Source organism: Rummeliibacillus sp. TYF-LIM-RU47 (genome assembly GCF_008638315.1).
Classification (GTDB): domain Bacteria; phylum Bacillota; class Bacilli; order Bacillales_A; family Planococcaceae; genus Rummeliibacillus; species Rummeliibacillus stabekisii.
On the sequence record NZ_VVIR01000001.1, the window covers coordinates 1,610,192 to 1,635,906 of the forward strand.

26 protein-coding genes are annotated in these 25,715 nt (G+C 35.0%); 6 read left to right on the forward strand and 20 right to left on the reverse strand.

Annotated features, from left to right (window positions below; translation table 11 throughout):
* Positions 1 to 7: 7 nt before the first annotated feature.
* From F0527_RS08110 to F0527_RS08120, 3 genes are all read right to left on the reverse strand, one after another.
* The gene (locus tag F0527_RS08110) at positions 8 to 280 is read right to left on the reverse strand and encodes a hypothetical protein (RefSeq protein ID WP_150284444.1); all 273 of its coding nucleotides are present in this window, start codon (positions 278 to 280) and stop codon (positions 8 to 10) included.
* Positions 273 to 836 (reverse strand): hypothetical protein, encoded by a 564-nt coding sequence (locus F0527_RS08115; RefSeq protein WP_150284445.1) that lies wholly within the window; start codon positions 834 to 836, stop codon positions 273 to 275. The genes F0527_RS08110 and F0527_RS08115 overlap by 8 nt, the downstream gene beginning before the upstream one ends.
* Before the next feature lie 125 nt (positions 837 to 961).
* Positions 962 to 1,597, reverse strand: a complete 636-nt coding sequence (locus F0527_RS08120; RefSeq protein WP_150284446.1) for a BMQ_0737 family morphogenetic spore coat protein — start codon at positions 1,595 to 1,597, stop codon at positions 962 to 964.
* A gap of 228 nt (positions 1,598 to 1,825) precedes the next feature.
* Between F0527_RS08120 and F0527_RS08125 the strand changes: the two genes are divergently transcribed.
* Together F0527_RS08125 and F0527_RS08130 are read left to right on the forward strand one after the other, a co-directional pair.
* Positions 1,826 to 2,893, forward strand: a complete 1,068-nt coding sequence (locus F0527_RS08125) for a hypothetical protein (RefSeq protein WP_150284447.1) — start codon at positions 1,826 to 1,828, stop codon at positions 2,891 to 2,893.
* A gap of 257 nt (positions 2,894 to 3,150) precedes the next feature.
* Positions 3,151 to 3,768, forward strand: coding sequence for an exosporium glycoprotein BclB-related protein (locus tag F0527_RS08130; RefSeq protein ID WP_150284448.1), 618 nt, complete (start codon positions 3,151 to 3,153; stop codon positions 3,766 to 3,768).
* 254 nt (positions 3,769 to 4,022) lie between these two features.
* On the opposite strand, the gene F0527_RS08135 is transcribed toward F0527_RS08130, so the two are convergent.
* The 6 genes from F0527_RS08135 to F0527_RS08160 form a co-directional block, all read right to left on the reverse strand.
* A complete protein-coding gene (locus F0527_RS08135; protein WP_150284449.1) occupies positions 4,023 to 4,778 on the reverse strand; it encodes a class I SAM-dependent methyltransferase in 756 nt (251 codons plus the stop codon).
* Between the two features lie 115 nt (positions 4,779 to 4,893).
* Positions 4,894 to 5,379, reverse strand: coding sequence for a hypothetical protein (locus tag F0527_RS08140; RefSeq protein ID WP_150284450.1), 486 nt, complete (start codon positions 5,377 to 5,379; stop codon positions 4,894 to 4,896).
* A gap of 239 nt (positions 5,380 to 5,618) precedes the next feature.
* Positions 5,619 to 6,842 carry an amidohydrolase gene (locus F0527_RS08145; RefSeq protein ID WP_150284451.1) on the reverse strand — a complete coding sequence of 408 codons (1,224 nt, stop codon included), beginning with the start codon at positions 6,840 to 6,842 and terminating at the stop codon, positions 5,619 to 5,621.
* Positions 6,839 to 8,086 carry an amidohydrolase gene (locus F0527_RS08150; protein WP_150284452.1) on the reverse strand — a complete coding sequence of 416 codons (1,248 nt, stop codon included), beginning with the start codon at positions 8,084 to 8,086 and terminating at the stop codon, positions 6,839 to 6,841. Before F0527_RS08150 ends, F0527_RS08145 begins: the two co-directional genes overlap by 4 nt.
* Before the next feature lie 264 nt (positions 8,087 to 8,350).
* Positions 8,351 to 9,580: an amidohydrolase gene (locus F0527_RS08155; RefSeq protein WP_150284939.1), complete on the reverse strand. Its 1,230-nt coding sequence runs from the start codon at positions 9,578 to 9,580 to the stop codon at positions 8,351 to 8,353.
* A 24-nt stretch (positions 9,581 to 9,604) separates the two neighbouring features.
* Positions 9,605 to 10,069 (reverse strand): nucleoside deaminase, encoded by a 465-nt coding sequence (locus F0527_RS08160; protein WP_150284453.1) that lies wholly within the window; start codon positions 10,067 to 10,069, stop codon positions 9,605 to 9,607.
* A gap of 178 nt (positions 10,070 to 10,247) precedes the next feature.
* On the opposite strand from F0527_RS08160, the gene F0527_RS08165 reads away from it, so the two are divergent.
* The gene (locus F0527_RS08165) at positions 10,248 to 11,123 is read left to right on the forward strand and encodes a LysR family transcriptional regulator (protein ID WP_150284940.1); all 876 of its coding nucleotides are present in this window, start codon (positions 10,248 to 10,250) and stop codon (positions 11,121 to 11,123) included.
* 175 nt (positions 11,124 to 11,298) lie between these two features.
* Here the strand turns inward: F0527_RS08165 and F0527_RS08170 are convergent, their stop codons facing one another.
* Positions 11,299 to 12,156 (reverse strand): hypothetical protein, encoded by an 858-nt coding sequence (locus F0527_RS08170; RefSeq protein WP_150284454.1) that lies wholly within the window; start codon positions 12,154 to 12,156, stop codon positions 11,299 to 11,301.
* A 157-nt stretch (positions 12,157 to 12,313) separates the two neighbouring features.
* Between F0527_RS08170 and F0527_RS08175 the strand changes: the two genes are divergently transcribed.
* Complete coding sequence (locus F0527_RS08175) at positions 12,314 to 12,913, forward strand: tetratricopeptide repeat protein (RefSeq protein ID WP_150284455.1); 600 nt, start codon at positions 12,314 to 12,316, stop codon at positions 12,911 to 12,913.
* 119 nt (positions 12,914 to 13,032) lie between these two features.
* Here F0527_RS08175 and F0527_RS08180 read toward each other — a convergent pair whose 3' ends face one another.
* The 8 genes from F0527_RS08180 to F0527_RS08210 form a co-directional block, all read right to left on the reverse strand.
* Positions 13,033 to 13,788 (reverse strand): helix-turn-helix transcriptional regulator, encoded by a 756-nt coding sequence (locus F0527_RS08180; RefSeq protein WP_150284456.1) that lies wholly within the window; start codon positions 13,786 to 13,788, stop codon positions 13,033 to 13,035.
* Between the two features lie 81 nt (positions 13,789 to 13,869).
* Positions 13,870 to 15,081, reverse strand: coding sequence for a S8 family peptidase (locus F0527_RS08185; RefSeq protein WP_190323413.1), 1,212 nt, complete (start codon positions 15,079 to 15,081; stop codon positions 13,870 to 13,872).
* A gap of 134 nt (positions 15,082 to 15,215) precedes the next feature.
* Positions 15,216 to 16,676: a sodium/pantothenate symporter gene (panF, locus tag F0527_RS08190; protein ID WP_150284941.1), complete on the reverse strand. Its 1,461-nt coding sequence runs from the start codon at positions 16,674 to 16,676 to the stop codon at positions 15,216 to 15,218.
* On the reverse strand, positions 16,676 to 16,942 hold the full coding sequence (locus tag F0527_RS08195) for a YhdT family protein (RefSeq protein WP_150284458.1): 267 nt from the start codon (positions 16,940 to 16,942) through the stop codon (positions 16,676 to 16,678). The genes panF and F0527_RS08195 overlap by 1 nt, the downstream gene beginning before the upstream one ends.
* 441 nt (positions 16,943 to 17,383) lie before the next feature.
* The gene (locus F0527_RS08200) at positions 17,384 to 18,004 is read right to left on the reverse strand and encodes a class I SAM-dependent methyltransferase (RefSeq protein WP_150284459.1); all 621 of its coding nucleotides are present in this window, start codon (positions 18,002 to 18,004) and stop codon (positions 17,384 to 17,386) included.
* 362 nt (positions 18,005 to 18,366) lie between these two features.
* Positions 18,367 to 19,296: a glutaminase A gene (glsA, locus tag F0527_RS08205; protein ID WP_150284460.1), complete on the reverse strand. Its 930-nt coding sequence runs from the start codon at positions 19,294 to 19,296 to the stop codon at positions 18,367 to 18,369.
* A 336-nt stretch (positions 19,297 to 19,632) separates the two neighbouring features.
* A complete protein-coding gene (locus F0527_RS17030; protein ID WP_158512571.1) occupies positions 19,633 to 19,794 on the reverse strand; it encodes a hypothetical protein in 162 nt (53 codons plus the stop codon).
* Between the two features lie 562 nt (positions 19,795 to 20,356).
* Positions 20,357 to 20,557 (reverse strand): hypothetical protein, encoded by a 201-nt coding sequence (locus tag F0527_RS08210; RefSeq protein WP_066787299.1) that lies wholly within the window; start codon positions 20,555 to 20,557, stop codon positions 20,357 to 20,359.
* 383 nt (positions 20,558 to 20,940) lie between these two features.
* Between F0527_RS08210 and F0527_RS08215 the strand changes: the two genes are divergently transcribed.
* Positions 20,941 to 22,014, forward strand: a complete 1,074-nt coding sequence (locus F0527_RS08215) for a CAP domain-containing protein (RefSeq protein WP_150284461.1) — start codon at positions 20,941 to 20,943, stop codon at positions 22,012 to 22,014.
* Positions 22,015 to 22,378: 364 nt separating this feature from the next.
* Positions 22,379 to 23,116: a sulfite exporter TauE/SafE family protein gene (locus F0527_RS08220; RefSeq protein ID WP_150284462.1), complete on the forward strand. Its 738-nt coding sequence runs from the start codon at positions 22,379 to 22,381 to the stop codon at positions 23,114 to 23,116.
* A gap of 487 nt (positions 23,117 to 23,603) precedes the next feature.
* On the opposite strand, the gene F0527_RS08225 is transcribed toward F0527_RS08220, so the two are convergent.
* Positions 23,604 to 24,554 carry a tyrosine recombinase XerC gene (locus tag F0527_RS08225; protein WP_150284463.1) on the reverse strand — a complete coding sequence of 317 codons (951 nt, stop codon included), beginning with the start codon at positions 24,552 to 24,554 and terminating at the stop codon, positions 23,604 to 23,606.
* A gap of 246 nt (positions 24,555 to 24,800) precedes the next feature.
* A complete protein-coding gene (locus F0527_RS08230) occupies positions 24,801 to 25,622 on the reverse strand; it encodes a MerR family transcriptional regulator (protein ID WP_066787311.1) in 822 nt (273 codons plus the stop codon).
* Positions 25,623 to 25,715 lie beyond the last annotated feature (93 nt).

A 25,715-nucleotide genomic window follows, 5' to 3' on the forward strand; every position in this document is an offset into this window, starting at 1 on the left:
TCTCCATTCACGATAACTTTTCAAGTAACCTAATCACTTCTTCAAACTGCTCCTTACTATCCCCTATAGCTTTATCCAGCTGCTTGATAATCTTTCTATCTATTTTTTTATGATTAATACTTAGAGGTTTTTTCTTCTCATCTGATATTAAATAGGCAATCAATAGATTCAATGTGCTTTTTTCAAGATAAGCAAAGCTATTATTATTCTCCTGAGAAATATTAGTAAGGTGTTCCCTCATAAGATCATGGACGTAATTCATTTTTTCAAACTCACTCATAAATATCCTCCTGTGCTGGACTAATTCCATTGAGATTAATAGGATTTAATACCGTTATACCTTCTTTAAACTGATCACAATATGTAACACCCATAATACTTCCTGAATAGGATAAATTATGTGCCCATTTTATCTGAAAGTTTGAGAATGACAGTGTTTCATTAGGCTCAATCGCTGTTTTCCCTACAGGTTTAAGCCAAAATTCATCTTTACTTGATTGATCATTGAATCGCTCCCAGCTACCGGTCGCTTTTAATTCTGTGGCGAAATGTTCATTAACATACCTTCCTGAGAAAGAGAATGGAGAATTTTCAGGGAGCTTAATTAGTATAGATGGGTTAGTTATAGGTTGATTACCTAAATTGCGAATATGATAAGTTCCCAAGCATATACTCTCATCATCGAGAATATAAGAAATATTGAATGAGGCTGTAAAATAACTAATGACGCTTACTTGATCAGGAACCATAATCTTTTCTACCTTTTGTTTGATTTCCTGAATATAAAAATCTGTTTGTTTTTTCAACTCATTAATCTTCTCTTCGACATGATTCATTTATGAGTACCCCCTTGCAAAAATTGATTGCTCATTTAAAACAAAAAAAAGAGAGGATTATCCTCTCTTTACAATATGATTTACTTCTATTGGTTAGCACTATTATTCTCTCTCTATTAGCACTTTTAAACTTCTGGGAAAATAAGTGGGCACTGCGCCGGACGAACCGGTCCAGGACATGCAAATGGCAAATCTGCTCTTGGTTCGCAGAAAGTTGCTAAGAACTCAACTGTAACCGGGAAAGTAGATTGAATACTTTGGCAAACAGATACAGTAATCGTTAATGCAGAGAACGTAATTGTACCTGCTGCAGCTGTTAGAGTTCCAGTAGTACATACGAAACAGTCTAGATCAGTGAATAAAATCTCTACATCTGTTCCATTCGGTGCGCATAGTGTAACTTGTTCGCAACGTGAAACTGGAATTGTGTTACTAGTGAATCTCGTGCCATTCGGTAATGTAACAACAATTGTCAAAACAAAGTTCTTTTGAATGTTTAATTGTTGAAGACATACCGTTGAACCGTCGATAGAGAATTCACGATTTTCACGGCTCAAAATAACAATTGGATTAGTTGCGGCTGGAACTACATTACATCTAACAATTGCACCTGTTAGATCAGTTGTTGGTGTTACGCCTGGGAAGGTAATTGTACCCGTAGGAGAAATATCAAATGACATTTCTTTTACGATCCAGTCATAAACCTTATCAACGTTAATACAAATTTGCTCCTGCAACTGGTTTGGAATCACATGCTTCATTTTGTCACCTCCGTAGATTTATTTGTCTTTCGTTTGTAGCATATGTTTTCAAGCTTTAAGTGCATAGGCAAAAAAATAGTTCAGCTTAATATTTATAAAAATTAGTAGGTTTTAATTTATGTTGACGGCTGTTTACATAAAAAATGGAATAAATTTATAGGTATTTCTCTATTAGTAACAGAAATCAAGTGATTTAAATAAAATATGAAATGAAGGGGGTGAAACGGTATGGAAGATTCAAAATTATACTCTAATCAAGATATTGAAAAGTTAAAACAAAGCATTCAATCTTATAGAGAGACATTAACTTCATTAAAAGTTGGCAAGCCAGTAGAAGATTACTTATATATGAAAAAAGAGTTTGATGACCTAAAAACTCAAATAGGAGAATTAAAAGGTATTACAGAAGAAACGGATGGAAATCAGAATGCTCGAATAAAAGGTAACGAAGAGCTTGTAAAACATGTTTCCACCCAAATAGAATCACTGAATCAAACAATTGTGGAAATGAATCAGGAAATACTAACAATTTTAAATAAATTATTAGCTGACAAGAATAATAAAAGACCGAAAGCAACTTATAAGGATACCTCCTCCCATAATTATTCAAATAGTAAATCTACATCTGATCAATCTACAATGAATTCCAAACAGCCTTCTTATAAAATGCTACAAAGCCTAGCAGGTAAAGCAATAAAGAACCAACTAGATGTAAACAAAGGAACGTCTTCTTCTCAGAATGAAAATCAATTTATTCGCTCTGATGAACGACATTTTAATCAACAATATTTTCAATCGTTCAACAGTTACCCTAGCGAAATATACAATGGTTTATATAGAAACACCACCAATGAATACACGATCCATTTTAAGAACACATCGAATTCGCAGGAGTTACCAAAGGATGTTTATGAACCGAATTCTTTGTCAAACGATGAAATTCAGCAAACTACAAAAAACGAACTTGATACGAATGATCTAATTGAAGATGAACAAACAGACATCATAAATATAGATAACAAAGTCATTACTGACGAAAAAAGTAACATTGAGACATTAAATAATAATGTTGGTGTTGAATTTTTTGAAAAGTCCTATGAAGAGTCTGAATTAGATATATCATCCTCTTTACAAGATACTGGTGTTGATATCTGCGAGCCTAAGATTGAAGAATTTGAAAATGAATCTCGACAAGAAATCAATCAGCAGTTTGAAATAATTGTTGACCCCATTGGTGAAGAGACTAAAAAAGAGAAGAATGCGTCGCTTTTTAATTTCTTTCGAAAATGGAGTTAATTTAAATCTAAGAGGTCGTAGTTAACTTTCAATAAAACTACAAGTGCATATGCTAATTGGTCCAATAAGTATGAAAATACATATTGGACTTTATTTATGTTGGAATGAAAGTACGATCGCTGATAGTTATCAACCCAAACAATTAAAATTACAAAATAAAAGTTCTAATATTCTCCTATATAAAATCTAGAAAGTAGATAACTGCCCTTGCCAGATAATCCTAGCTGAATAGAATAACGAAGAAAGGGGGTGAAAAAATGTGTATAAATAATTCAATGTGTGGCTGTTCTTCAAATAATAATATGGAATGTACTGCACAACTTGGTCCATTCGAAGCTATTGACGCAGCATGTATTACTACACCAGTAGCGACAGGCTCGATTATTCCATTTTCTTCAGGTATTACACCTGTTGTCCTAACAACGCTTGTAGGTGGTTTAGTTGGTACAGTAAGTTTGATTGGATTCGGTACGGCTATTCCAGGAGTGACATTAGCTGGGACAAATATTGACTTAACAGCTGTTACTGGAACAGAAGCATTCTCAGTTCCACGTGCAGGAACTATAACATCTATTTCTGCTTCTTTCACTGCAACAATAGCATTAGATTTATTGGGAACAGCTCAAGTTAGAGCGCAAATTTACCGTGCTCCAGCAGGAAGCAATGTCTTCAGTCCTACAACAGCATTTGTTGATTTAACTCCAGCTCTTTCAACAATTGCAGTAGGTACAATTGCGTCTGGAACAGCAAACGTAGCTCCAGTCCCAGTTGCGGCTGGTGATCGTTTATTAATGGTGTACTCAGTAACTACTACAGGTCTTGCAGTTGCTACGACACTTACTGGTAATGCAAGTGCTGGTATTAATATTGTATAAAAGATAGTTTCTTTAAATAAGAATCAATCTACCTTGCAGTATTAATATCCAGTTGTAAGAGATTCCAGATGACCAGGCTCACTAACAGTGAAAGCCTGGTCATTTGTTTAAAATAAATGAGATGTTAAAACTTTTTAGATAAAATCCATTAGCTAATATAATTCTTTCTTTTTTTCTCTCTATTCAAATTAGGATATTTATCTTAACTAACTTATTAAATTTAAATAGACATTACACTATAAAATGTTCGCCCATTAGACATTGCCTAGATAGCTTCGCGTTATGTTTTCGAGAGCAATCTTTCCTTTTTTACTATATTTTTCGAATAACTCTGTAAGTAGATAAACAAATCTTTCATACTCTTCATCATCTTTTTTCGGTGCATAGGATGCGGATAAATTCCTTCCCAAAAAACCTTCATAATCAAAAAGCATCTCACTTGAATACTTTTTAAACTCATATTTTCCTTCTTTAAAAAAGTCGCTAAATACTTCTGGCGTTTCCTCTATTCCACCGCTAAATCCTTTGAAATTTGAACATGTCTTTTGGCAAATCTCTTCATTTTCTTTAATAACCGGGCTAGTTAAATCTCTGCTGTTCCAAACAAGAGCGACATTTTCCTTTTGTTTCAATATCCGTTGACATTCAATTTTAAAGGCTTTTTTATCAAACCAATGAAAGGCCTGGGCAACCGTTATTAAATCTATACTGTTCCCTTTCAGCGTGGTATTTTCTGCAGTTGCTTTTACTGAACTAAAACGAGAATATTGGTTTAAGGATTGCTCTGCCACCTTTCTCATTTCATCATTTGGCTCTACTCCAATAACATGTAAACCTCTTTCAAGCAACTGGCGGCTAAATATTCCCGTACCTGAACCAATATCAGCCACTATCCGATCATCTTTCAGATGGTTAGTTGAAAACAAATAATCAATGTATTCTTTAGGATAACTTGGGCGATATTTCGCATATACATCAGCCTTGCCTGAGAAATTTCCAGATGTCTCCATAATACTACCTTCTTTCTTAAGACATTATGTACAAAATTCTTTTAAACCAGTTAGGGTAAGCTGGTTAATCATTAAAAACCCTCTTATCTAAGTATCTCTTTATCTTTACCCTTTCTCACTTTCGCCAGAAACCTTCCATCTGTTTCCGTACTATTGCGGGAGGTATCAGTTGGATATGTTCACCTTTATCATTGCAGGTGAAAATCCCTTTAAAAACATCAGGCATGGTATCGTACTGTTTCTCCAGCAGTGCATTAAAATTTTTGAAACAGTCATAAGAATACTTTTCCAGAAGGTAAGGCATTAAAAAATCTGATCGTAAGATTTCATATTCCTCATAATTATATGGTGTAGTTTCAGAACGCTTTTTTAAGATTTCTAACATCTTGTTCATTAAAACGGCCACTTCTTCTTCGCTTGCGAAGGCTGCGTATCCTCTAATGGCCGTAAGCCGCATATCCAAATATCGTTCTTTTTTGTATGCTTTTAGAAAAAAGTCCTTTCCCTGCTCTGGCAAGTCAAATACAATTTGCTTTAAAAGGGCATTTCGTTTGGCAATATCCTTTGTATTAAAATATGTTTCCATCCTTGTTTCTTCCATTTATCTCTCCTCCTTTTGAGTATTAAAAAGAAATTTCGAACTAATTCCCAGCCCTCTTATTATACCCATTTAAGGGGTTTGACTCTGTGTAACAGTATCTAAATGAGGTAAATAAATCATATACTTAAAATTCTTCATGCTAAAAAATCTACGATAGAACTTTTTCTCGCTCTGTCGCAGATTTTTTTGTTTTATGATTTTTAAAATTATAACCTCTTGTTAAATTTACATACTTGCCTCTAATTTTTCGATTGATATAACTTACCTTTATGCATTAACCTTCTGTTTTTCGGCAGTCTCGCTATTACTTCTGCACTGCAGCTTGCATCAACAAATACGAAACTAGCTTCTGTACCTACTTTCGGCCATTGTTGTTGTCCTTCTGTGCTTAAAGGAGTTACACCTTGTGTAATCAAGCTTAAACTATTGCGTAAAGCACGTTCGCTGGATTTACCCGTATATTGGCAAAAATTATGTACCTTCTCTAATATATCGCCTGAAAAATACGGACTCCATGAATCATAAAAGCCATCACAGCCTAAAGCAACTTTAACACCCTCTGTTTTCAAAATATCTATAGGTATTAACTGATGGTTAAGGGATATAGGGACTGTAGACATTACTTCCACATCATATTCACTTAACTTTTTCGCGAATTTCTTTTGTAAAGGTGACGATAATTTACTTAAGCCAAACGCATGACTGAAAGCTGTATGCCCTTTATAATTTTGTTCATTCACCATATCCAGCCATTTATCCATCGTATAAAAACCTACTTGTCCTCTATCGTGTAGATGCATATCCACATCTACATTGTAGTCCTTAGCAATATCCATGGTTACTTGTAATGACTTTTCAATATCTTGATCAATACCAGCTGGATCAAGCGCTCCTAAGATTGTGGCACCAGAATCTAGTGCTTGTCTTAATAAGTCAGGCATTTCATCATGAGCTAGCAAGCCATGTTGCGGAAATGCAACGATTTCATAGGTTAAATATTGCTCATAGGACTCCAGTGCTTTTTTAACGCCCTCTAGATTTTTTAGCTTTATAAAAGGGTCGATATTGACATGTGTTCGGATATGATTCACACCATTATTCAAATGTAATTCAATCATAGCAGAAGCTCTTTGCATCACTGTCTCAGAAAGGACTTCTAATTCTGCCGCTTCCAACTCTAATCTTTCAGACAAACTATTCACTGGACGACAAGCTTTCCATCCTACAGAAAGATATGTTTTATCCAAATGATTGTGCATTTCTTTAAATGCAGGAAGGGCTAGTTTTCCTTTCATATCGATGGAATTTGTTTCATATACATTCGATGAAGCAGGCATGATTTCTTGAATCAATCCTTCTGCTGATACTCTAATATGAAACAAACTAGTTTCGGTTTTAATACTGCCATCTTCATATGTTGTTTCCCCTGTTTCCAGTCGAACATTCCGTACCCATGTGCTCATCGAAATTCCTCCCTTAAATCTATCTCTTCTTCATGAATGACCTTCCCGTTTGAGATCACTGTGGAAATAGGACATTGTCTAGCAATTAGATGTGCGGAACTAACTGCATCCACAAGTAACGCATTCGCTGTATCTCCAACTTTAGGCCATTGCTGTTCTCCAGCATGATTTAAAGGTGTGATGCCTCCTGTCGCATATTTAAAGGATTGTCCTATATGCCATTCATCTATATAACCAAAGCGCTCTATAAATTGATTTAATTTTTGAATAGTATCTCCACTTCCGAAAGGCGACCAATGATCCACAAGGCTATCATGACCAAATGATACTTTTACGCCTTGATCGTACAAATATTTCACAGGGATTGTAATGGGACCTGGACCAATTGGAATGGTTGTCGTTAAGCCAACTTGATTAGCAGCCATTCGGCTTATTAACTGATCTAAAGATTTTTCAGGTAAGTCTGCTAAAGCGAACGCATGACTAATTGTTACATCCTTTTTAAAAGAGCGTTGTTCCATTTCGTTTAGAATTTGTTGAATGTCAAATTCACCTAATGTATTTTGCTCATGTAAATGAATGTCTATGCCTACCTCATATTTTTCAGCTAAATCAAAAGTTGTTTTTATCACTTCTCTACTATTCCGATCTACTAAAGCTGGGTCTACCCCTCCGATATGAGTCGCCCCTAATTGTAATGCTTTCTCGAGAATTGATAAAAAGTAAGAACCATTACGTAATAGACCATGTTGTGGGAATGCCACTATTTCATACGTAATTTGATCTTGATAGCTTTCTAATACATGCTTAACTATCTCTATATGTTTCGTTTCAATTTGTGGATCAACATTCACATGTGTTCGAATATGTGTATGTCCTTTTTTAATATAGTGCTGGACCATCGCGTGTGCCCTATCTTCTGCTACATGCAATTGCTTCGGTAATAATAATGCTTCTTCCTTTAAACGAGAAAAAATCCCTTCTGTAGGTACAGTGGGTGCCTTCCATTCGCCACTGAAGTAGGTTTTATCAATATGTGTATGCATTTCTTTAAACGATGGGACTAGTAGCTGCTTCTTGGTATCTATTACAACTGCATTGCTTACTTCTATCTTGGGAGCAATTTCAATAAATACTCCATTTTCAATCAAAACATCAAATATATTCGTTTTTGTCGCTGTGACAAATGTTTGGTCATAGAGATATCCTGTTTCCAAACGTACATTTTTTAATAATAATCGCAAAAAACCACTCCCCTTTATTTCTCAGTAAGTTTGTGTTAAATCAAATAAAGGCTATTGCAAGCCCTCAACACTTTACTTCACTTTTAGTGGCATAAAGCATCAAATTAATCCCTATAAATTCCCCTAGTATTCATGCTGTCTATGTATAGATTATCTTTCCGTTTAAAAGTAAATATAAGTTTGTCTATGAATACTTGTATGTTGCCAAGTATTCATAGACAAAAAGATCCTTCACAAACTTAGAACATTACACCCCTTATGCACTTAGTATGCTTCGAGTGAACCTGCAGTCATTTCACCATTAAAAAACGTAGCTACTCGTTTAGATCTGCGAGCGACAGCTTCTGCAGAACACGATGCTTCTACCAAAACAAGATTTGCCTCATCGCCAACCTTTGGCCATACTTGTTTACCTTCTTGATTCAAAGGTGTCTTACCGCCCGTAATATAATAAAGTGCTTGTGAAAGTGAACGTTCATCCACCCAATGAGAAATCTCAGCCAAACGTCCAACCCGTTCTAATATATCTCCATTGCCGAAAGGTGACCAAACATCAAAAATGTTATCACACCCTACTGCAACCGGTACGCCATGCTCGCGCAATAAGCCCATCGGAGGGAATTTACGATCAATCGGTACACTAGAGATAATGGTGATTCCGCCATCAGCTAGTAATCCGGCCATTTCTTCTGCTTGTGATATCGGAATATCTCCGAGACCAAACGCATGGCTAATCGCTACTTTCCCTTGCAAACCTGCTTCTTTTGTTAACTGAGCTAGTTTTTTCATTGTGTAAATCCCCAAGTGATCTGGGTCATGCAAATGTAAGTCGATTCCAGCGTTACCTTCTACGGCTAACTCCACCATGGTTTTTAGGGAAACATCTATATCCCCGTCCACTGTAGCCGGGTCAACACCACCTACAAAACTCGCTCCGTTTTTTAATGCTTCTCTAATTAAGTCTCTTGAATCTGTACGTAGCAGCCCATGCTGAGGAAAGGCTACAATTTCATATGTTAATTTCCCCTCAAATTTTCGTAATGCCTTTTGGACATTTTCTAAATTCTTTAAACCTACCTCAGGATAGATATCTACATGTGTACGCACATGAGTAATGCCAAATTCCACATATTTTTTAAGCAACATTTCTGCACGTTCTTGTGTAGTAGTCTCTAGAGAAGGAAGAACTTCTTTTTCAATTTCCAAACGTTCAAAAATATTTCGAACTGGTCTCACAGGTCGCCAACGGTCGCCAAGTAAGGTTTTGTCCAAATGACAATGTTTTTCAATAAAAGAAGGTAGAGCAAGTAGTTGTTTCGCATCTTTTTGCGGTAGATTGTCTGTGATCTCTTCAGAAGCAGCAATTATCTTTGTTATTTTCTTATCTTTAATCAATAAATTGAAATTTTCCGAATTCGTTCCTGTTACCTTACCTTCATTGACTAGATAACTTGTCTCTAGACGTGTATTTGTTAACCAATAAGTAGAATTCACAGACACCGATCCTTTCACCTTTTATTATGAGTTTAACTCGTTCCAACGTTGATACACTTTAATACTATCTTCATTCGCCTGTTGAACCATAGGTAATCGGCGTTCTTCAATAGGTTTACTATATTCATCATAAAATGTTTCCAATTCAAAGTACTTGCGATCATCCTTATAATATGGAGCGTAATCCTCACGAGTCGTTATATAAATTACTTTTCTAGGGCTGCAATAATACATTGCACCTAAGCACATAGGACATGGTGTAGTTAGGATGTAAATATCACAATCTGTTAAATGTTCAGTTTGCAGCTTTTTACACGCTTCTCTAATAGCGACTATTTCAGCATGTGCAGTCGGATCATTCGTTTGTGCCACTAAGTTTGGACTCTCAGCAATAATCTCACCGTCTCGAACTATTACTGTAGCGAATGGGCGTCCACCTGCTTCCACATTTTCACGCGCTAAATCGATTGTTCGTTGTACAAAATCCATTTGAATTCACCTCATCTTAAATTGTCTAACCATTAACGGCAGTAATGACTCTGTTTTAGGAGTGCCTTCGCCGATATAAATATGTTATCACGCGCCTAAATATATGAAAAATATTAATAAAATTAGTTTTACTTATGTTTTTCATATATTATTTAACTATAAGGAGGGAATATAATTGATTGATATAAGACAATTGCGCTATTTTATTGCCATGGTAGAGGAAAGGAAAATTTCCGCTGCTGCTAAAAGGCTTCATATGTCTCAACCCCCATTAAGCCAGCAATTGAAAGCAATGGAAGATGAACTGGGCTCAAAATTATTCGAGAGAAGCGGGAAATTTTTAGAAATGACTGAGGCAGGAAAAGCATTATATAAAAATGCTTTGCAAATAACTCAATTAATGGAGGAAACCAAAACCGAGGTAAAAGAGGTTGGTGAGGGGGTAAATGGAAGGCTTACTATAGGTGTTAACACATTTTCTGTTAGTGGGTTGCCTAAGCTGCTGGAACAATTTCAGAACCGATTCCCAAAGATTACATATAAAATTCAACAGAATGAATCGTCCCACCTTTGTCAGTTAGTCAGAGACAGGGTGGTGGAGCTAGCTATTATTCGATTGCCCCTAAATCTGGACGATTTTTCTGTACTTCATTTATGTAATGAGCCATTTTATTTCATCACATCCAAGAAGCAAACTTTAACAGATCAAGAAGTATCACTTGTTGAAATAGAACAATATCCTCTTCTATTTCCAAGTACAGAGGGATTAGGTGTACACTACTTAATTGTAGAAGCTTTTTCTCGCGCGAAGCTACAGCCGCATATTGTTGGTGAATGTTCAGATATTAGTTTGTTGATGGATCTCATCGCATCTGACTTTGCAGCCTCTATCGTTCCAGAAACCCTTCTTGAAAGATATGACGGATATCCGGTTAATGCTTACCGAATATCACATACTCCAGAGTTAACAGGATCAGTTGGATTAATATGGCTCAAGGATCATAGCTTATCGCAGGCAGCAGAGAATTTTATTGACATGTTACAAAAAACTTAATATATTGCCACCAACCAAACGAGAACATTTGTTCTTTGGAGATTATTTTTGCCAAATTGGACATTGGATAAATAGTTTAAAATGATAATATTATTGTTATTTAAATATTAAAAGAGCATTTTTTTAATAAAAATGCTCTTTTATAGTACATGGAACAAATGTTCTTTTTATAACTTCATCTATTAGTTTTCCATAAAAAAGAATCCCAACTTTTCTTGTATTTTAAATCGAGTATTTCACAAAATTCATAGGCGAAATAATCAGTGGTATCAATTTCAAATTCTACGGTTTGAATCCCTTCTGCTTCTAGATCTATTAATTGTTTCTTCAATAATCCAGGCAAAATATCAACATGCCTTCGTTTTCCCATCCAACCAACTTCATAATGATAATCTTCCGTTTTATGTAAGAACATATAAGCTGATATTTGATTATCGTTCACAATAATATAACTTAAATCAAGATCTGGATTATCGTTTAAAAGTTTTTCTCGCCAAAGCTCCCATGAAACATCCTTTGCCTCATTAGCCAAATGTGTTTGTTCGTAATTATGTTTCAATAAACGAAATAAATCTTCAGTTAATCGGGCGTCTTTCAATACTTCTCGTAATGAATAACCTGTATGCGGTATTGGAGTGGCTTGTAGTCTATTCATAATATACTTGATTGAATACCTTTCCATATAAGTTTTCCTAAAAACTGAAAAACCAGATTCCTTTGCGATTCCAATTTTATCTATCTCATCTTCCCAACATGAAAGTATAACTTTATTATGCGGTGCTGTATATTTCAATAATCTTTCCATAAGCTGAGGTATAGGAATAGCAAAACAGAAATCTATATATTTTGCAGTGGGATGGTTTGAGTTAGTCCAACTAATACCAATACCTTCAATACTTGAGTCTTTTAACGCTACAAAGAGCTCTTCGTAATTATTAGAGTTAATTCGCCCATTCATCTTTTGTAGGCCTTCAATTATTCTTTGATTTAAATACTGAGCTTCTATTTTGTCAACTTGAATTATTTTATACATGTTTAAACCTCTCTTTAGGAGTATTAATACGAAATCTAATTCAACATATTAGTAAATATCTCCTCTAAATTAACCTCTATTAGTAATTGAACTTCTTTGCCATTCCCTATTCTTACTCCAACCTTTATAATGAAGCTATCTACATAAGGAAAGGTTGATGAAATTGGGCAATGTTGAAAAGATGGTAGAGCATGCGTTGAAGTTGCAAAATGAGGGTCAATACGATCAGGCATTGAATATGTATACAGCAGCCATCAAAGAACAACCTTCAAACAGCGACTTATACCGAGGCATTGGAAAAGTTGCCTATTTAATGGAGCAGAATAAGTTAGCTGTTGCAGCTTATTTATCTGCATTACATATTGAAATAGCAAAGATTGAGCATTTTGGCCTTAATGAGGAAACGCAAAAAATGTACGATTCACTCCCGGAATCATTGGTAAAAGATTTACCGGTAAAAGGAGCGTTTATACTCTATTACGATACAAATACACTCCGCCACTTAGCACATGCCATAGCAGATTTCGATGAAGCAGCACTAAGTCAGGAACCTGAGCTATTGGCTTATAAAGAAATCTACACAGCTCATTTAAAAGGGCAAGATCTGCAAGAAATTTTATCTATTTATAACCGCAAAGAAAGTGATTATACTGAGCAAGAATCTACTTTTTATATTCAAATTGGTATGGAATTAGCTCTTGCTTGGATTAAGTGGGATCGACTTGGTAGTCTCGATGTGGGACATTTATATTTTTAGTTAGGAATGAATGTGGCTGTCTTTAAAATGATAGCTTCATTTTTTCTAGATTAGTTTACATAATATAATTATTTGTAACAATATAAAAACCCCTCTAGATTTCTCTAAAGAGGTCTCTTTTAAAGCTGCTCTACTTTCAGGTCAGTGAAGAATTTCAGCATATAATGCAGATATCTTCTAATAGTTGTAATACGTTCTTGCAAATTCATAGCGATCGTTTTGTAAAATGATGCCCCTTCATCTGTACTCCTCAGGTTACGTACTGTTCGCTTCTCATCCGGCCAAGAACCAACCAAGTATCCTTTTTCTTCTAGTTCCCAGGCAATTTGGTAGAGATATCCATTGGAAGGACACCAGCCAAAGAGATCTTCTAGTTGCTGACCTACCTCCGCCATATAAAAACTCGAACGTGTTTGGCTTAACTTTAAGGCTAAATAACGTACCGCGTCTTTCACCGAAATCAGCTTTGAAAAATAGCTTCGAAATTCTTCGGGTAATGGATGAGCTGGCCTTGGAGGCTTTTCGCCATTTCGGGTTAATTCGTAATAAAAGCGATCTAGGACTAAAACAATTTCATGGAAACGACCGTAATATAATTCGTTATAACGTGTTAAACGCTTTCGACCAAGCTCTGTAATACTATAAAGAATTTTTTTATGTTCTTGCCTTGATGACAATGCCCCTTCTGCTTCAAGCCTTTTAGCAATACGAGCTACATATTCATACCCTACTTTACGACCAGGGAACTCATTTTCAAATTCTTGATGGATTTCAACTGAATATTTTGCTTTAGATTGTGTGGCATAGAGCCAATAAAGTGCCAATGTGTCCTTCACACTAAAGCCCACTGTTTGTTGAAAATTCTTTTCTTTCATAAAGGAACCTCCTTTTGGGCCTTTAACAATATTATACCAATATTTTTCTAAATAGTGGTAATATTTAAGGCTTGCGAGGTCTTACTTTTTTGTTGGAATTTTCGGTAATTGTGCCAATCCATAACCATATTTACTGTCTTTCCCTTTTGCTCCTAAATCCAATGCGCTTTTCTTTAATTTGTTGATAATAGTGGTTGATGAGCTATTTGGATATCTTTCTATTAAAAGTGCCACGAGTCCCGTCACATGAGGTGCAGCAAATGAGGTGCCTGATGTGACAATTTTTTCTCCAACCACGTTCAACGTTGCGACATCATCGCCTGGTGCCGCGAAGTCCACTGAAGCACCTCTGTTTGAGAAAGGACTGCTTTTTTTATCTTTACCAATAGATGCAACCCCTATCACATTTTCATAACGAGCCGGATAGGTAGGCGCATCATGCGGGCCATCATTACCGGCGGATGCTACAATAATAATTCCTTTTTTAGCAGCTTGGTTAATTGCCTTTTTTAGGCCTGGATGGTCTGTATAGATACTAGATGAAATATTAATAATCTGCATATGATGCTTTATGGACCATTGAATAGCTTCAATCATATCGCCGATTTGTCCATTGGATGTTCCATCTGCATATTTTAAAGAATAGATTCGTATATTAGGAGCAACTCCTGCTACATTCAGATGACTAGAACTTTGTGTTTTTTTATCGAGCTGTGAACCAAGAATAGCCGCTACGCTTGTTCCATGTCCATCGCCATAATTTCCACGGTCATATGGGTCTGATTCATCTATATCTTTTGTTGCTGGATTATCTTTCGCAAAGGATATTCGCTTAACCACATTTCCTAATCCCTCTACTTCGTTTACTCCAGTATCAATAATGGCCACTTTAACACCTTTTCCGAGATATCCCTTTTTCCAATAGGTAGGTGCTTTGACATAATTCATATTCCATTTTGGTTTGTAATTCGGCGCTACTGATTTAATGGTTGAAGTGGAAGCAATATGCATCTTATCTGTACTGGTTTTGACCCATTCTATATGGGGGTTATTTTTTAATAGACGATATTGTTTTGTATTTACATTAGCTCTAACCATCTTCATATCACCTAAGTGTTTCTCTACATGCTCTACATGTTGTTCCGCATACTGTTTACCTTGATGATCTTTATAGGAAATAAGTACATCCTGTAGATGAGTTGACGTTTCTTTTGCTTGGGTAGTAGCTGTTTGTATTAAGAAACAGCAGCCAGTGGCACAAGCAGCTGATATCAATTTTTGTTTGAATTTCATATGTATCCTCTCCATTCGGATGCTGTAATTATACTAAAAAAATTAAAAGTATATTATACTATGCCCGTTTCAAGAGAATTTAGAACCTATTTCCACAAAAAAACCAAGCTTCTAAGAAGAAGCTTGGCAAAATATTAAATGATATGCTGTTTTTGATTCACTTTATGACGTGTGAATATACTAATAACGACATAGGTAATCAACGCAAATAAAATTGGCAATGTAACAGGATGCATGCCCAATATGTCTGGAATGTTTTTCTTCAGTGTAATATCGTAAAGCGTAGTGTAACTTATTAAACCGACAATCATAGAGGCTATCGCACCGTATTTATTTCCCGTCTTCCAATATAGGCCAAACACAACTGGCCATACAAAAACAGCTTCTAAACCACCGAATGAGAATAGATTTAGCCATACAAGTAAACTTGGAGGCTTTAACGCAACAAATATAACAGCAATCCCGATGACAGCTGTCACTAGGAAACTGATTCTTTTGATTTCAGGATCAGTCGCCTTTGGTTTAATAAAATTAAGATATATATCTTTTACAATTGTTGAGCTCACAAGCATAAGCAATGCATTGACCGTCGACATGATCGCTGCCATTGGCGCAGCCAGCACGATACCTGCTAAATATGGCGGAAGAACTTTTAATGTTAAAAGAGGCATTACTTTATCGCCTATTTCAATGCCAGGTAGGACTGGACGAGCTAAAACGCCTGTTAAGTGCATACCGAACATAACAGTACCAAGAGCAATAGTTCCAATGATGATTGCCGCATGCATGCTTTTTGTATCACGATATGACATAGCCCGAACAGCAATCTGTGGTAAACCGATAACGCCAATCCCAATTAAAATCCAAAATGTTGAAACATATAGGGGGGTAAGACTGTTATCTGCACCGAATGGTGATACTAATTTCGGATTTTCAGCAACTAAATCATGCATGATATTAGAAACGCCACCACCTGCGATAATCGTTCCTACAAGTAAAATGATACTACCAACCAGCATGACAGAACCTTGGACAGCATCTGTTAATGCCACAGCACGGAAACCGCCGATAATGACATACACGAGTACTACAGCGGCAAAAATAAAGAGAGCAGTTGTATAATGTAAGCCAGTCAACGATTCAATAAGCCGTGCACCACCCACCCATTGGGCCGCCATGGAAGAAAATAAAAAGATAATAATACTTAATGCAGACACCACTACAACAAAATTGCTTTGGTAGCGTTCTCGCAAAAAGTCAATCAACGTAATCGCTTTGTATTTCCTTGCGATAATAGCAAACTTTTTCCCTAAAATCATCAGTACAAAGTAGCCTGCAGGCAGTTGAGCCATTGAAAGTAATACCCATCCAAGACCCGTATTATAAGCGACACCTGGACCACCTATAAAACTAGAAGCACTACCGTAAGTGGCCATCATGGTCATCGCCAGTAAGAAACCACCCATATCTCTCCCGCCTAAGAAATATTCCTGCAAGAAAGAATTCGAATTCATTACATGTTTATTTGCCCATATACCTATTAAAAAGATGATAACCAGAAAAATAAAGAGCGGGAAAATTACCTGCCAGTGCATCATGACTTATCACCGCCTTCATCGTCAAAAGGCATATCTCTGAAAAATACCTTGATGACAAAAATAATTAGTAAAATCATAAAGATTGTTCCTGCAATGCAACTATAGAAAAACCAAGCCGGAAAACCGAAAACATATGTATATTCTTTCGGGTCCGCTGATCCAAGCCCATATGCAAAGCCAAACCATATTGCAAAATTGATGAGCACGAGCAAGACACCAATTACTGCTTCTCGGTGAGCAATCTTAAAACGCGGATCATTCATAGAAACTCCCCTTTTATATCAATAGAATTCCTTACTATTTTACTTTTTTAAAGTGAAAAATGAAAGTTTAGAGGACAAATAATGTTATAATAGAGAGACAATAGTATAGGATTTCTCAAGGGTGGTCGGCTCACTCCCCGTTAGAAAGGGGGTGGTGCCGTATGACAGTTTTCGAAGCGCTTATGTTTGCTGTAGCTTTTTCTAGCTTAATTGTTGCAATGCTGTCATTTAACCAAAAAAAATAATCCACCCTTGAGTTAGCAGCTCGGTGGATTATTCCCTCTACTAGCTGACCCCTTTGATGGAGCCTGCTATTGTTATACCGTTAGTGTACCCGCACTACCGGTATTTTTAATATATGCATCTATGCCTATATTATAGCTGAAACAAAGCGAAAAGGAAAATAAATCGGATCTTTATAACATTTATCTTTGAACCCATTTAGTTTGAGAGGATAAAAATGCCTCCACAATGTGAAATCGGATAAAATTCAAAGAGATTTTTGAAGGACTGTTTTAATTCCTCATATACAAAATAATATTCATCAGGATCCCAATAAGCTAAGTTTTCTTGGCGACATTTCTCCAATTGCTCTCTCGTTTCAAAGGCAATATCACCAATTAACACTTTACCACCTTTTTTTAAAAGAGGTAGCAAACTATTGATGAATGTTACCTTTTCTTCATCTGTCAAATGGTGCAGCGTATACGTACTAATAATATAATCGTACTGGTTTGTTAAGATTTCAGCGGGCAAGCCTTTAGATATATCCCACTCCATGAGGTTTGCTTTAGGCATCTTATCTTGGGCAATGGAAAGCATTTCAGTTGAAAAATCAATGCCATTTATTAGATGACCATTCACATACAATTTCTTCGTCAGAGTGCCTGTTCCAAAACCGATATCTAGAACTTTTGAATTCTCTTTTTGCATCACTTCATTATAAATGTCATTTAGAATCTCTTTGTAGCCTGCAAACGGATACAAGTTATTTTCCTCACTTACTTGTACCGTTCCATCATAATGGTCTGCCCACAGATCAAAACCTTTTTTATTTAACATGAATGCTCCTCCAGTAATTTAAAAATTTGCGAGCATTCTGATTGAATGTTGAATTACTCGCAGTTCACCTTATCCATACAAATTTGTTTATAGAAGTTAGCACATTTCATATCAATCACACCTTTCTATTAATAGAGTTCAATTATACCATAATATTTTAAAAATTCAGTAATTCTTTCAACGAAACTTAAAGAGGTCTAAGATCAAGCAACTTAGCAGTACAGTAAATACTAGAAAGACATATTATGTATACCATGAGAATTGCTATTCCAGGACTCTAATACCACTGAAACTTTTATAATGCAACGTCTCATAACGGTCAATGGTTATCGGCCGGCTTACATGATTTCCTCATGGAATTATTAAAAAATACTCAAATCATATGTCTTTGAAAGTTTTTCAATACTTTTCATCCCTGCTACACTATTCCCTATCTCATCAATTCCAGGACTAAAAACACCAATCCCTATTTTCCCTTTAAGTTGCTCCACTTTTCCATCGGGTACTGAACATAAGACTCCGCCAGATACACCGCTTTTCATTGGAATTCCAATAGAAGCAGCATACTTGCCTGAAGCATTATACAGTCCACAAGTTGTCATTAATGCTTTAGTGACTTTAGCAGTTTGGCGAGTGATTATTTCTTCTTTTGTTAATGGATAAATACCATTTCCTGCCAACATTAATCCTATTTTTGCTAGATCTCTAGTTGACACTTCCAAGGAGCATAAGTAGATATAAGTCTCTAGCGCTTTTTCTACATCATCAAGTAAATAATTATTTGCCTTTAGATAGTAAGCAATTGCACGATTTCGGTGGCTTGTTTCAATTTCGGAACTATAGATTTCTTCATTTACTTTATGAATACTGCCAGTAGTCCGGCTTAAAAAGTTTGCAACATAAGCGACGCGTTCCTCGGGCGTTTTTCCGGGTAACATGGAAGCGATTGTAATAGCTCCTGCATTAATCATCGGATTGAAAGGCTTTCCAGGAATAGAGCTCTCTAATCGCATTATCGAATTAAAAGGATCACCAGTTGGCTCTACATCAACTTTATCCAGAACAAAATCTAAACCATGATACTCACAAGCAACCATAAAATTGATTACTTTTGAAATACTTTGCAATGTGAAAAGAGTATCTGTTCCTCCGCTTTCAAAATAATTTCCATATTCATCTATTAAAGATATACCAAATTGATCTACAGATTGGTGCGCTAGGGCTGGAATATAAGATGCCGGTTTTCCTTCTTTAGTATGTAATTTGGCTTCGTTTATAATTTGTTCTAACATCACTTCTACCTCTTTCTCTATCTATAGCTAGAAGGAGATGTTCTAAAAAAGTACATCTCTTTCACGTTTCATTATTTACTTGGAATTAGTGAAACATACGCATTTCCTTTTAGACAGGCTATTCTTCTTTTCTTATTATTATATTTTCCAAATAATATCGTAGTTCTGCTATGATATCACCTGCAAAAAATCAAATGTATTTAGGTAAGAATTATCTTTAGGACACTTTTCATATGTGTTTTTCCTAGTACCAAGTAGGAGATTGCGCATTACTAGTAAAGCACTTTATAATTCTACCCTAACGGTATTGAACCAAGTATGCAACTATAATATTAGTCACTTGAAATACATATTATATATAACATAGAGAATTAATATTCCCATAATTATCATTCCGCCAATGGCGGGAGTACCTATAAAAGATCGATTAAATACATCATTGCTTTCTTTCTTTGTTTTTTCAAAATCCTCTTTGTTTTTTATATCATCTTTTTTCATATTAACCTCCTTTTCTACGTAATTAAATTTAGAAGCAATATCCTATACAACCGGTCATTTTCGTTATCCATTTAAAACTAAAATGATAGTAAGAAAAACTTCTATGTTTCGCTGGTCCTGCTTCTTCCATTTCCTTCTTAGCTATTAATTCAGAAAGCAATAAGTACCCTCTCATTTAGAAGATTCTGTTAAAATAGTTTATCATAGGTCGTGCTAACAAGAATAGATCCACATTAGTCAGATGGAAGGTAGCCTTCTAAAAGTATATGTTTCTTACCAAACTAAAAGGCAACCTCATCACCTAAGATTGCTTAAACAATAAACAATACTATTTTTCAGTTTTACCGGTGAATAATAATTCTGCTCCTCCTGCAAGAATAGCTTTCTTGCCTCTTGCTTTGATCAATATCTTCAGCCATCAGGAACCAAGACGTTTACACTGTCAAAAACCTCCCATAAAAGGAGATTTAACCCGGTGGAAATATTAAATTTTTTGCTTCAACAAAACAAAAAGATTGAACCTCTATATTGAGATTCAATCTTTTCTAATAACTTCGTCATGTTAATACATTAAATGGTAGATTAGCGTATATCCAAGGACAATTAAGACAATTCCTAAAACGACGAATCCGATTGTCCGTATTGCTTTTGGTTGTCTTTCCGGCGGATTAGGACCTGTTTCAGATTCCGGTTGGCCAATTGTAACTCCTTCATCTACTAATGACTCATCTTCTTGTTGATTGTTCTGTTTTTCAGAAGCCATTTCTTTCACTCCACTTCTGGTTATGTTTGCTGTACAGCTTATCTATTCCCTTTTTTAAGTAAAATAAACGATATAGAATGTGAAGTGATCTAATATTTTACATAATTAAATTATTTTAAAAATAAATCTAAAGATTTTTTTCAATCCTCTCCTGACTCTCTAATCAATCATTACACTTGACAAATCATGTTAGTTATGAATAATTTTCAACTGAGGATTTACCTCAATAGAAGTATAAAAACGACTAATATGATTGAGGAAATTCTAAATCGTATATAGAAATTACTCATGTCTTTTTTGCTATCATTCCTAAGACATTATAAAATCAATAATATGCTAGGCATATAAAGTTGAAAAAAGTAAATTATTAGGAGTGGGTCCGTGTGAAGTTATTAAGGATAATCTTCTTTTGCTTGATTCTCCTCGGAGTATATTTCATTATTCAAAAGAATCAAATTAATACTAAGGATCTGTCATCTGTTTCAAATACCTTTAGAGAAGGTTTTGATTTTATAACAGCAAAGGTACACGACTTAAAATTAACATCAAAAAAGCAGGATACGCTTGAGAACGTCGAAAAGCCTGACCTAAAAATACCTAATCATCAAGCCCTCTCTGTACACAATATAGAAATTGGGAACACAAAAGAAAGCGTCGAAAAACAGATGGGAAAAGCGCAGCGTTCTACCTATAATGAATATGGCGCTAAATGGTACACGTATCATAAAAACTATCAAAATTTTTTTATGGTCGCCTATGATTCCAATCACCTTGTGGCTGGATTATACACAAATCAAAATTTGGTATCTTCAAAACAAGGGATACAAATCGGTAATTCTAAACAATCTGTCGAAAAGAAACTTGGCACTCCCTTAAAAGGTATTAAAAAAGGTTTTGTCCTTTATCAAATGCAAAATAACGGAGAGTATGACATATACGAAATGGACAGTAGCTACGTGACAGTATTTTTCGATAAGCATAATAAGAATACATTAACCGCAGTACAAATTATTGGTAAAAACTTAGAAGAGAACAAGAAAAACTTTTACCCTCAAAGCAGTAAACGCCTTACAAAAGGCTTTGAATATCAATTATTTGACCTTACAAATGCAGCACGCGTAAAAAATGACCTGCCTCCTCTATCATGGAATGCTCAGGTCAAAGTGACGGCTCAAAAACATAGTGATGATATGGCTTCTCACCAATATTTCAGCCATACAGATTTAAATGGTGGATCACCCTTTGATCGGATGAAGAATGATGGAATTGCTTTTATGACAGCTGGAGAAAATATAGCTGAAGGGCAAATCAGCAGTGTCTATGCACATGAAGGATTAATGAATTCACTTGGCCATCGTAAAAACATTTTAAATAATAAATTTGACGCGCTTGGTGTAGGCGTGGCATTTGATCAAGCATCGAGGCCATTTTTTACTGAAAATTTTTTAGGGAATTGAGTGATAAAAATACATCCATTAAATCAATCTTTTTTATGATAATGGTGTAGTCACAAAAAAGTTAAGACAAAAACACTTTTAAACCTTACTTGTTTAAGTTTAATAAGAAGCATCCATTTTGACAAAAAGATAATCAAAATGGATGCTTTTTTTAGTATTTTTCATTTTGTTTTTAATAAAAAACCTTTAGTTAAATTAAAAAACATATCAAATATTATGCTCCATATCATTTACTTATTATTAATTCGAATTCTTCCTCATCATCCCAGTCATAGAATTTTAAAAGTTGTTTCATTTGAATTCAGACCAAAGACTATACGTGGTAAACTGATTCTATGATGCAATTTTGAAAGTAGGTTTTTCAATGGAATTTATCATCTTTTTTATGATTGGAATTATAGGTAATATAGTCGGTACATTGGTCGGAGGAGGGGGACTGATTAGCTTACCCACTATGTTACTTATGGGGTTACCCGTACATTCAGCAATTGGTGCAAACAAGGTTTCCAATACTATCAGTTCACTCTCAAGCTTTCTTGTCATATTAAAGAAAAAAGAAGTTTCCACAAAAGAAGCATTATTAGTCCTAATATTTTGTCTTGGAGGAGGTATATTAGGTGGTCTCATTGCTTCCTTTTTAAGCGGAAGTGCCCTAACGCTTATTGCAATCATTTTATTAAGCATTGCATTTGTAACCTCCTTCATGAATACGGGTAATTTTGATGGAACTGAACAGTTTCATGCAAGTAAAAAATCAGGAACTGCACTAATTGGTATAGGAATGTATGACGGAATGTTTGGACCAGGAAGCAGTACACTTGCGTTATATTTATATGCAAGCCAAAAAATCGCCTATATCCGAGCAATTGGCTTAGCAAGAGTTGGGGTTTTTGCAAGTTGCTTTGGATCTGCCATCACTTACATATCAACGGGTAAAATTTTATGGCCACTTACCATAGCATTAATGCTTGGATCCATTGTTGGTGCACAGTTCGGAGTTAGATTAGCTCGTAAATTAAAAACGAAACATGTAAAACCACTTCTTAGATTAGTAACAGTTCTTTTAGTTGTACAAATGATTGTAGATTATTTTGATTTTTAAGAGTAGATTTTTTGAAGATTCTAATTGAAATACAAATCTAACTACACAAATAAGACATCCATAACACTTTTGGATTGACGCCTCCACGTTGTTTTAACGATAAGATTTATTGGACTTCTTTTAAAAGAATTAATATTCTATTCACTTGTACTTAAACTATACGGCCTCATTAGTTTAAGTACATTTTTGATTTAATATTACCTATAATACCTTTTGTATTTACATATAACTACAATAAAAAAGGTTCAACATCTATTAGTTTGATCATAATATTTAACGCTAAATAAAGAGTTTTAACGGTGGTTTTTAATATTATTAAATATAAGATTAATATTTCAGCGCGTTACTATCGATTTTAGCTAAATTTAGTTTTCAATTATAGAGCGTAAAACAAAATGAATACTATTATGGTCTCGCTGTTTATCGGTAGTCATAACTTAACCGTTTATATAATGTCTCTGTTTATTTGTTTACATAATATTATTATTTATAAAATATTTAGAGGATTGTTTTCAATTACTCGTTGGATCTCTTCATTCTCCACATGTGTATAAATTTGAGTCGTTGATACGTTAGAGTGGCCTAGAATTTGTTGCAGGCTTCTAATATCTGCTCCACTTTTATACATCATCGTAGCAGATGTATGGCGTAATTTATGTGGCGAAAGCTTCTTTTTTTCTAACCCTGATGATAAATTGATTGCTTTTACAATCTTTGCAATTCGCTGCCTAGTTAAACGTGTTCCTTTTTGAGAAAGAAATAAAGCCTCATTTTTATCAGCATTCTTCATTTTGTTCCTTTCATGCTCTAAATAAGTTTTCAGCGCTTTAAGGCATGCATCATTGAGATAAACAGACCTTTCTTTATCGCCTTTCCCTCTCACAGTCAGTGTACGCTCATGGATAGAGTCCATATTTAGATTACATAATTCAGATACACGAATACCTAAATTCAAAAAGAATGTCATCATGCAATAATCTCTATCATAATGTGCGCTGTATTGGATGCCGCCAATAAATGTCTTCGCTTCATCTAAACTGAGATAAATCGGCTGCTTTTTTCCTATTTTAGGTGTTTCCAAATCATCTGCCGGGTTTTCTTCTATTATATGGCGCTTGGATTTCAAGTATTTAAAGAATGAGCGCAATGTCGCTACCTTCCTTGCCCGGGTATGTGCGCTATTTTTTCGTCTCTCCTCGCAGTATTCTAAAAAAAGATACATATCTTCGAGTGTTATTTCCTTTAAGAACGAGGCATCAATTGAATGTATATCTATTGTATCAATTTGCTCTAATTTATCTTGTTGTACGCTAAGAGTAAATCGCAGAAATAAGGTCAAATCGTATTCATATTCATCTCGAGTGCGTTTTGACTTTCCTTTAATAGCTGTTAAATAAATTAAAAAATCTCTAAGTATTTTTGGTTTTTTTTGATCCATCTCACGTCACCTCAATATCTTCTATTCTATCATAAATAACTTTCCCAAATATACATTTGGGAACCTTTTTAATGAAAGAAGATAATAAAAAGTCGAATCCTCTACTCAGAAGACTCGACTTTGTCGAAATGTAATGGTTAACTATTCTACTAATAAAAATTAATTCTCTTAGGAAGCGTAATTAAAACAATCGAGAATAATTTAATTTTTAAGTAGAAATTATAAGTATAAACGAGAATAAATAGACTATTTAATTGGAATCATAATCTTAGTCACATAATTCTCTGCACCATTGACAGCAACCTCATCTAAAATATATTCTTCATACGCAAAATTTTTAATTGCTAATTGATGCTCTTTTACAAATTCAAATATTCGGTGATAGGATGGAGCAATTTCCTTATCGTTTCCTTTATGATAGGCAATAATATACTGTCCTGCTGGTCGAACAATTGTGGAGACCTTTTCAATACTCGAAGGCATTTCGGTATAAAGATAACTATAATTTCCAAAGTTCTCAGCCAATATTTCTTCCTCTGCTAAAATGGCTCCGATTGGATGCCCCGTATATAATTCATGCTTATTGCACAAATCAATAAAATCAGTCACAGCATTCAAGTATTGACGATTTGTTGCATGACGTAGATGCTGGCTTATGAGCAATGTTCTCTCAGGAAGATTTTCAACGGTAATACTTTCCCAATCCACTTCTAATGCTTCTTTGATAATTTTGATAGTCGTTTCGGCTATTGTTCTAATATGCTGAAGCTTACTAATCTTATTGTCAATTTCGTCCAATTGGCTAGTAAGTAATTGAATAGCTTCAATTGGCGTTTTGTTATTTAAAAAATTACGAATTTCTTTAAGAGGCATGCCTAAATCTTTCAGCAGTTCAATTACTATATAAACTTCGTACTGTGAATAGGTATAATAACGGTATCCATTGTCCTCTTTAATATAGGGTGAAAGTAAACCGATTTCATCGTAATAAAATAAGGTCTGTTTTGATATATGGCAAAGTTTAGCAAACTCTCCAGTAGTAAAATATTTGTGTGATTGTTCTGACATAACATTCCACCTCTCCATTAAGTGCATACGTATTGACTATATAGTAACTATATACTTTAAAATCATATTAGAAAAGGAAAAGAAACGTTCTAT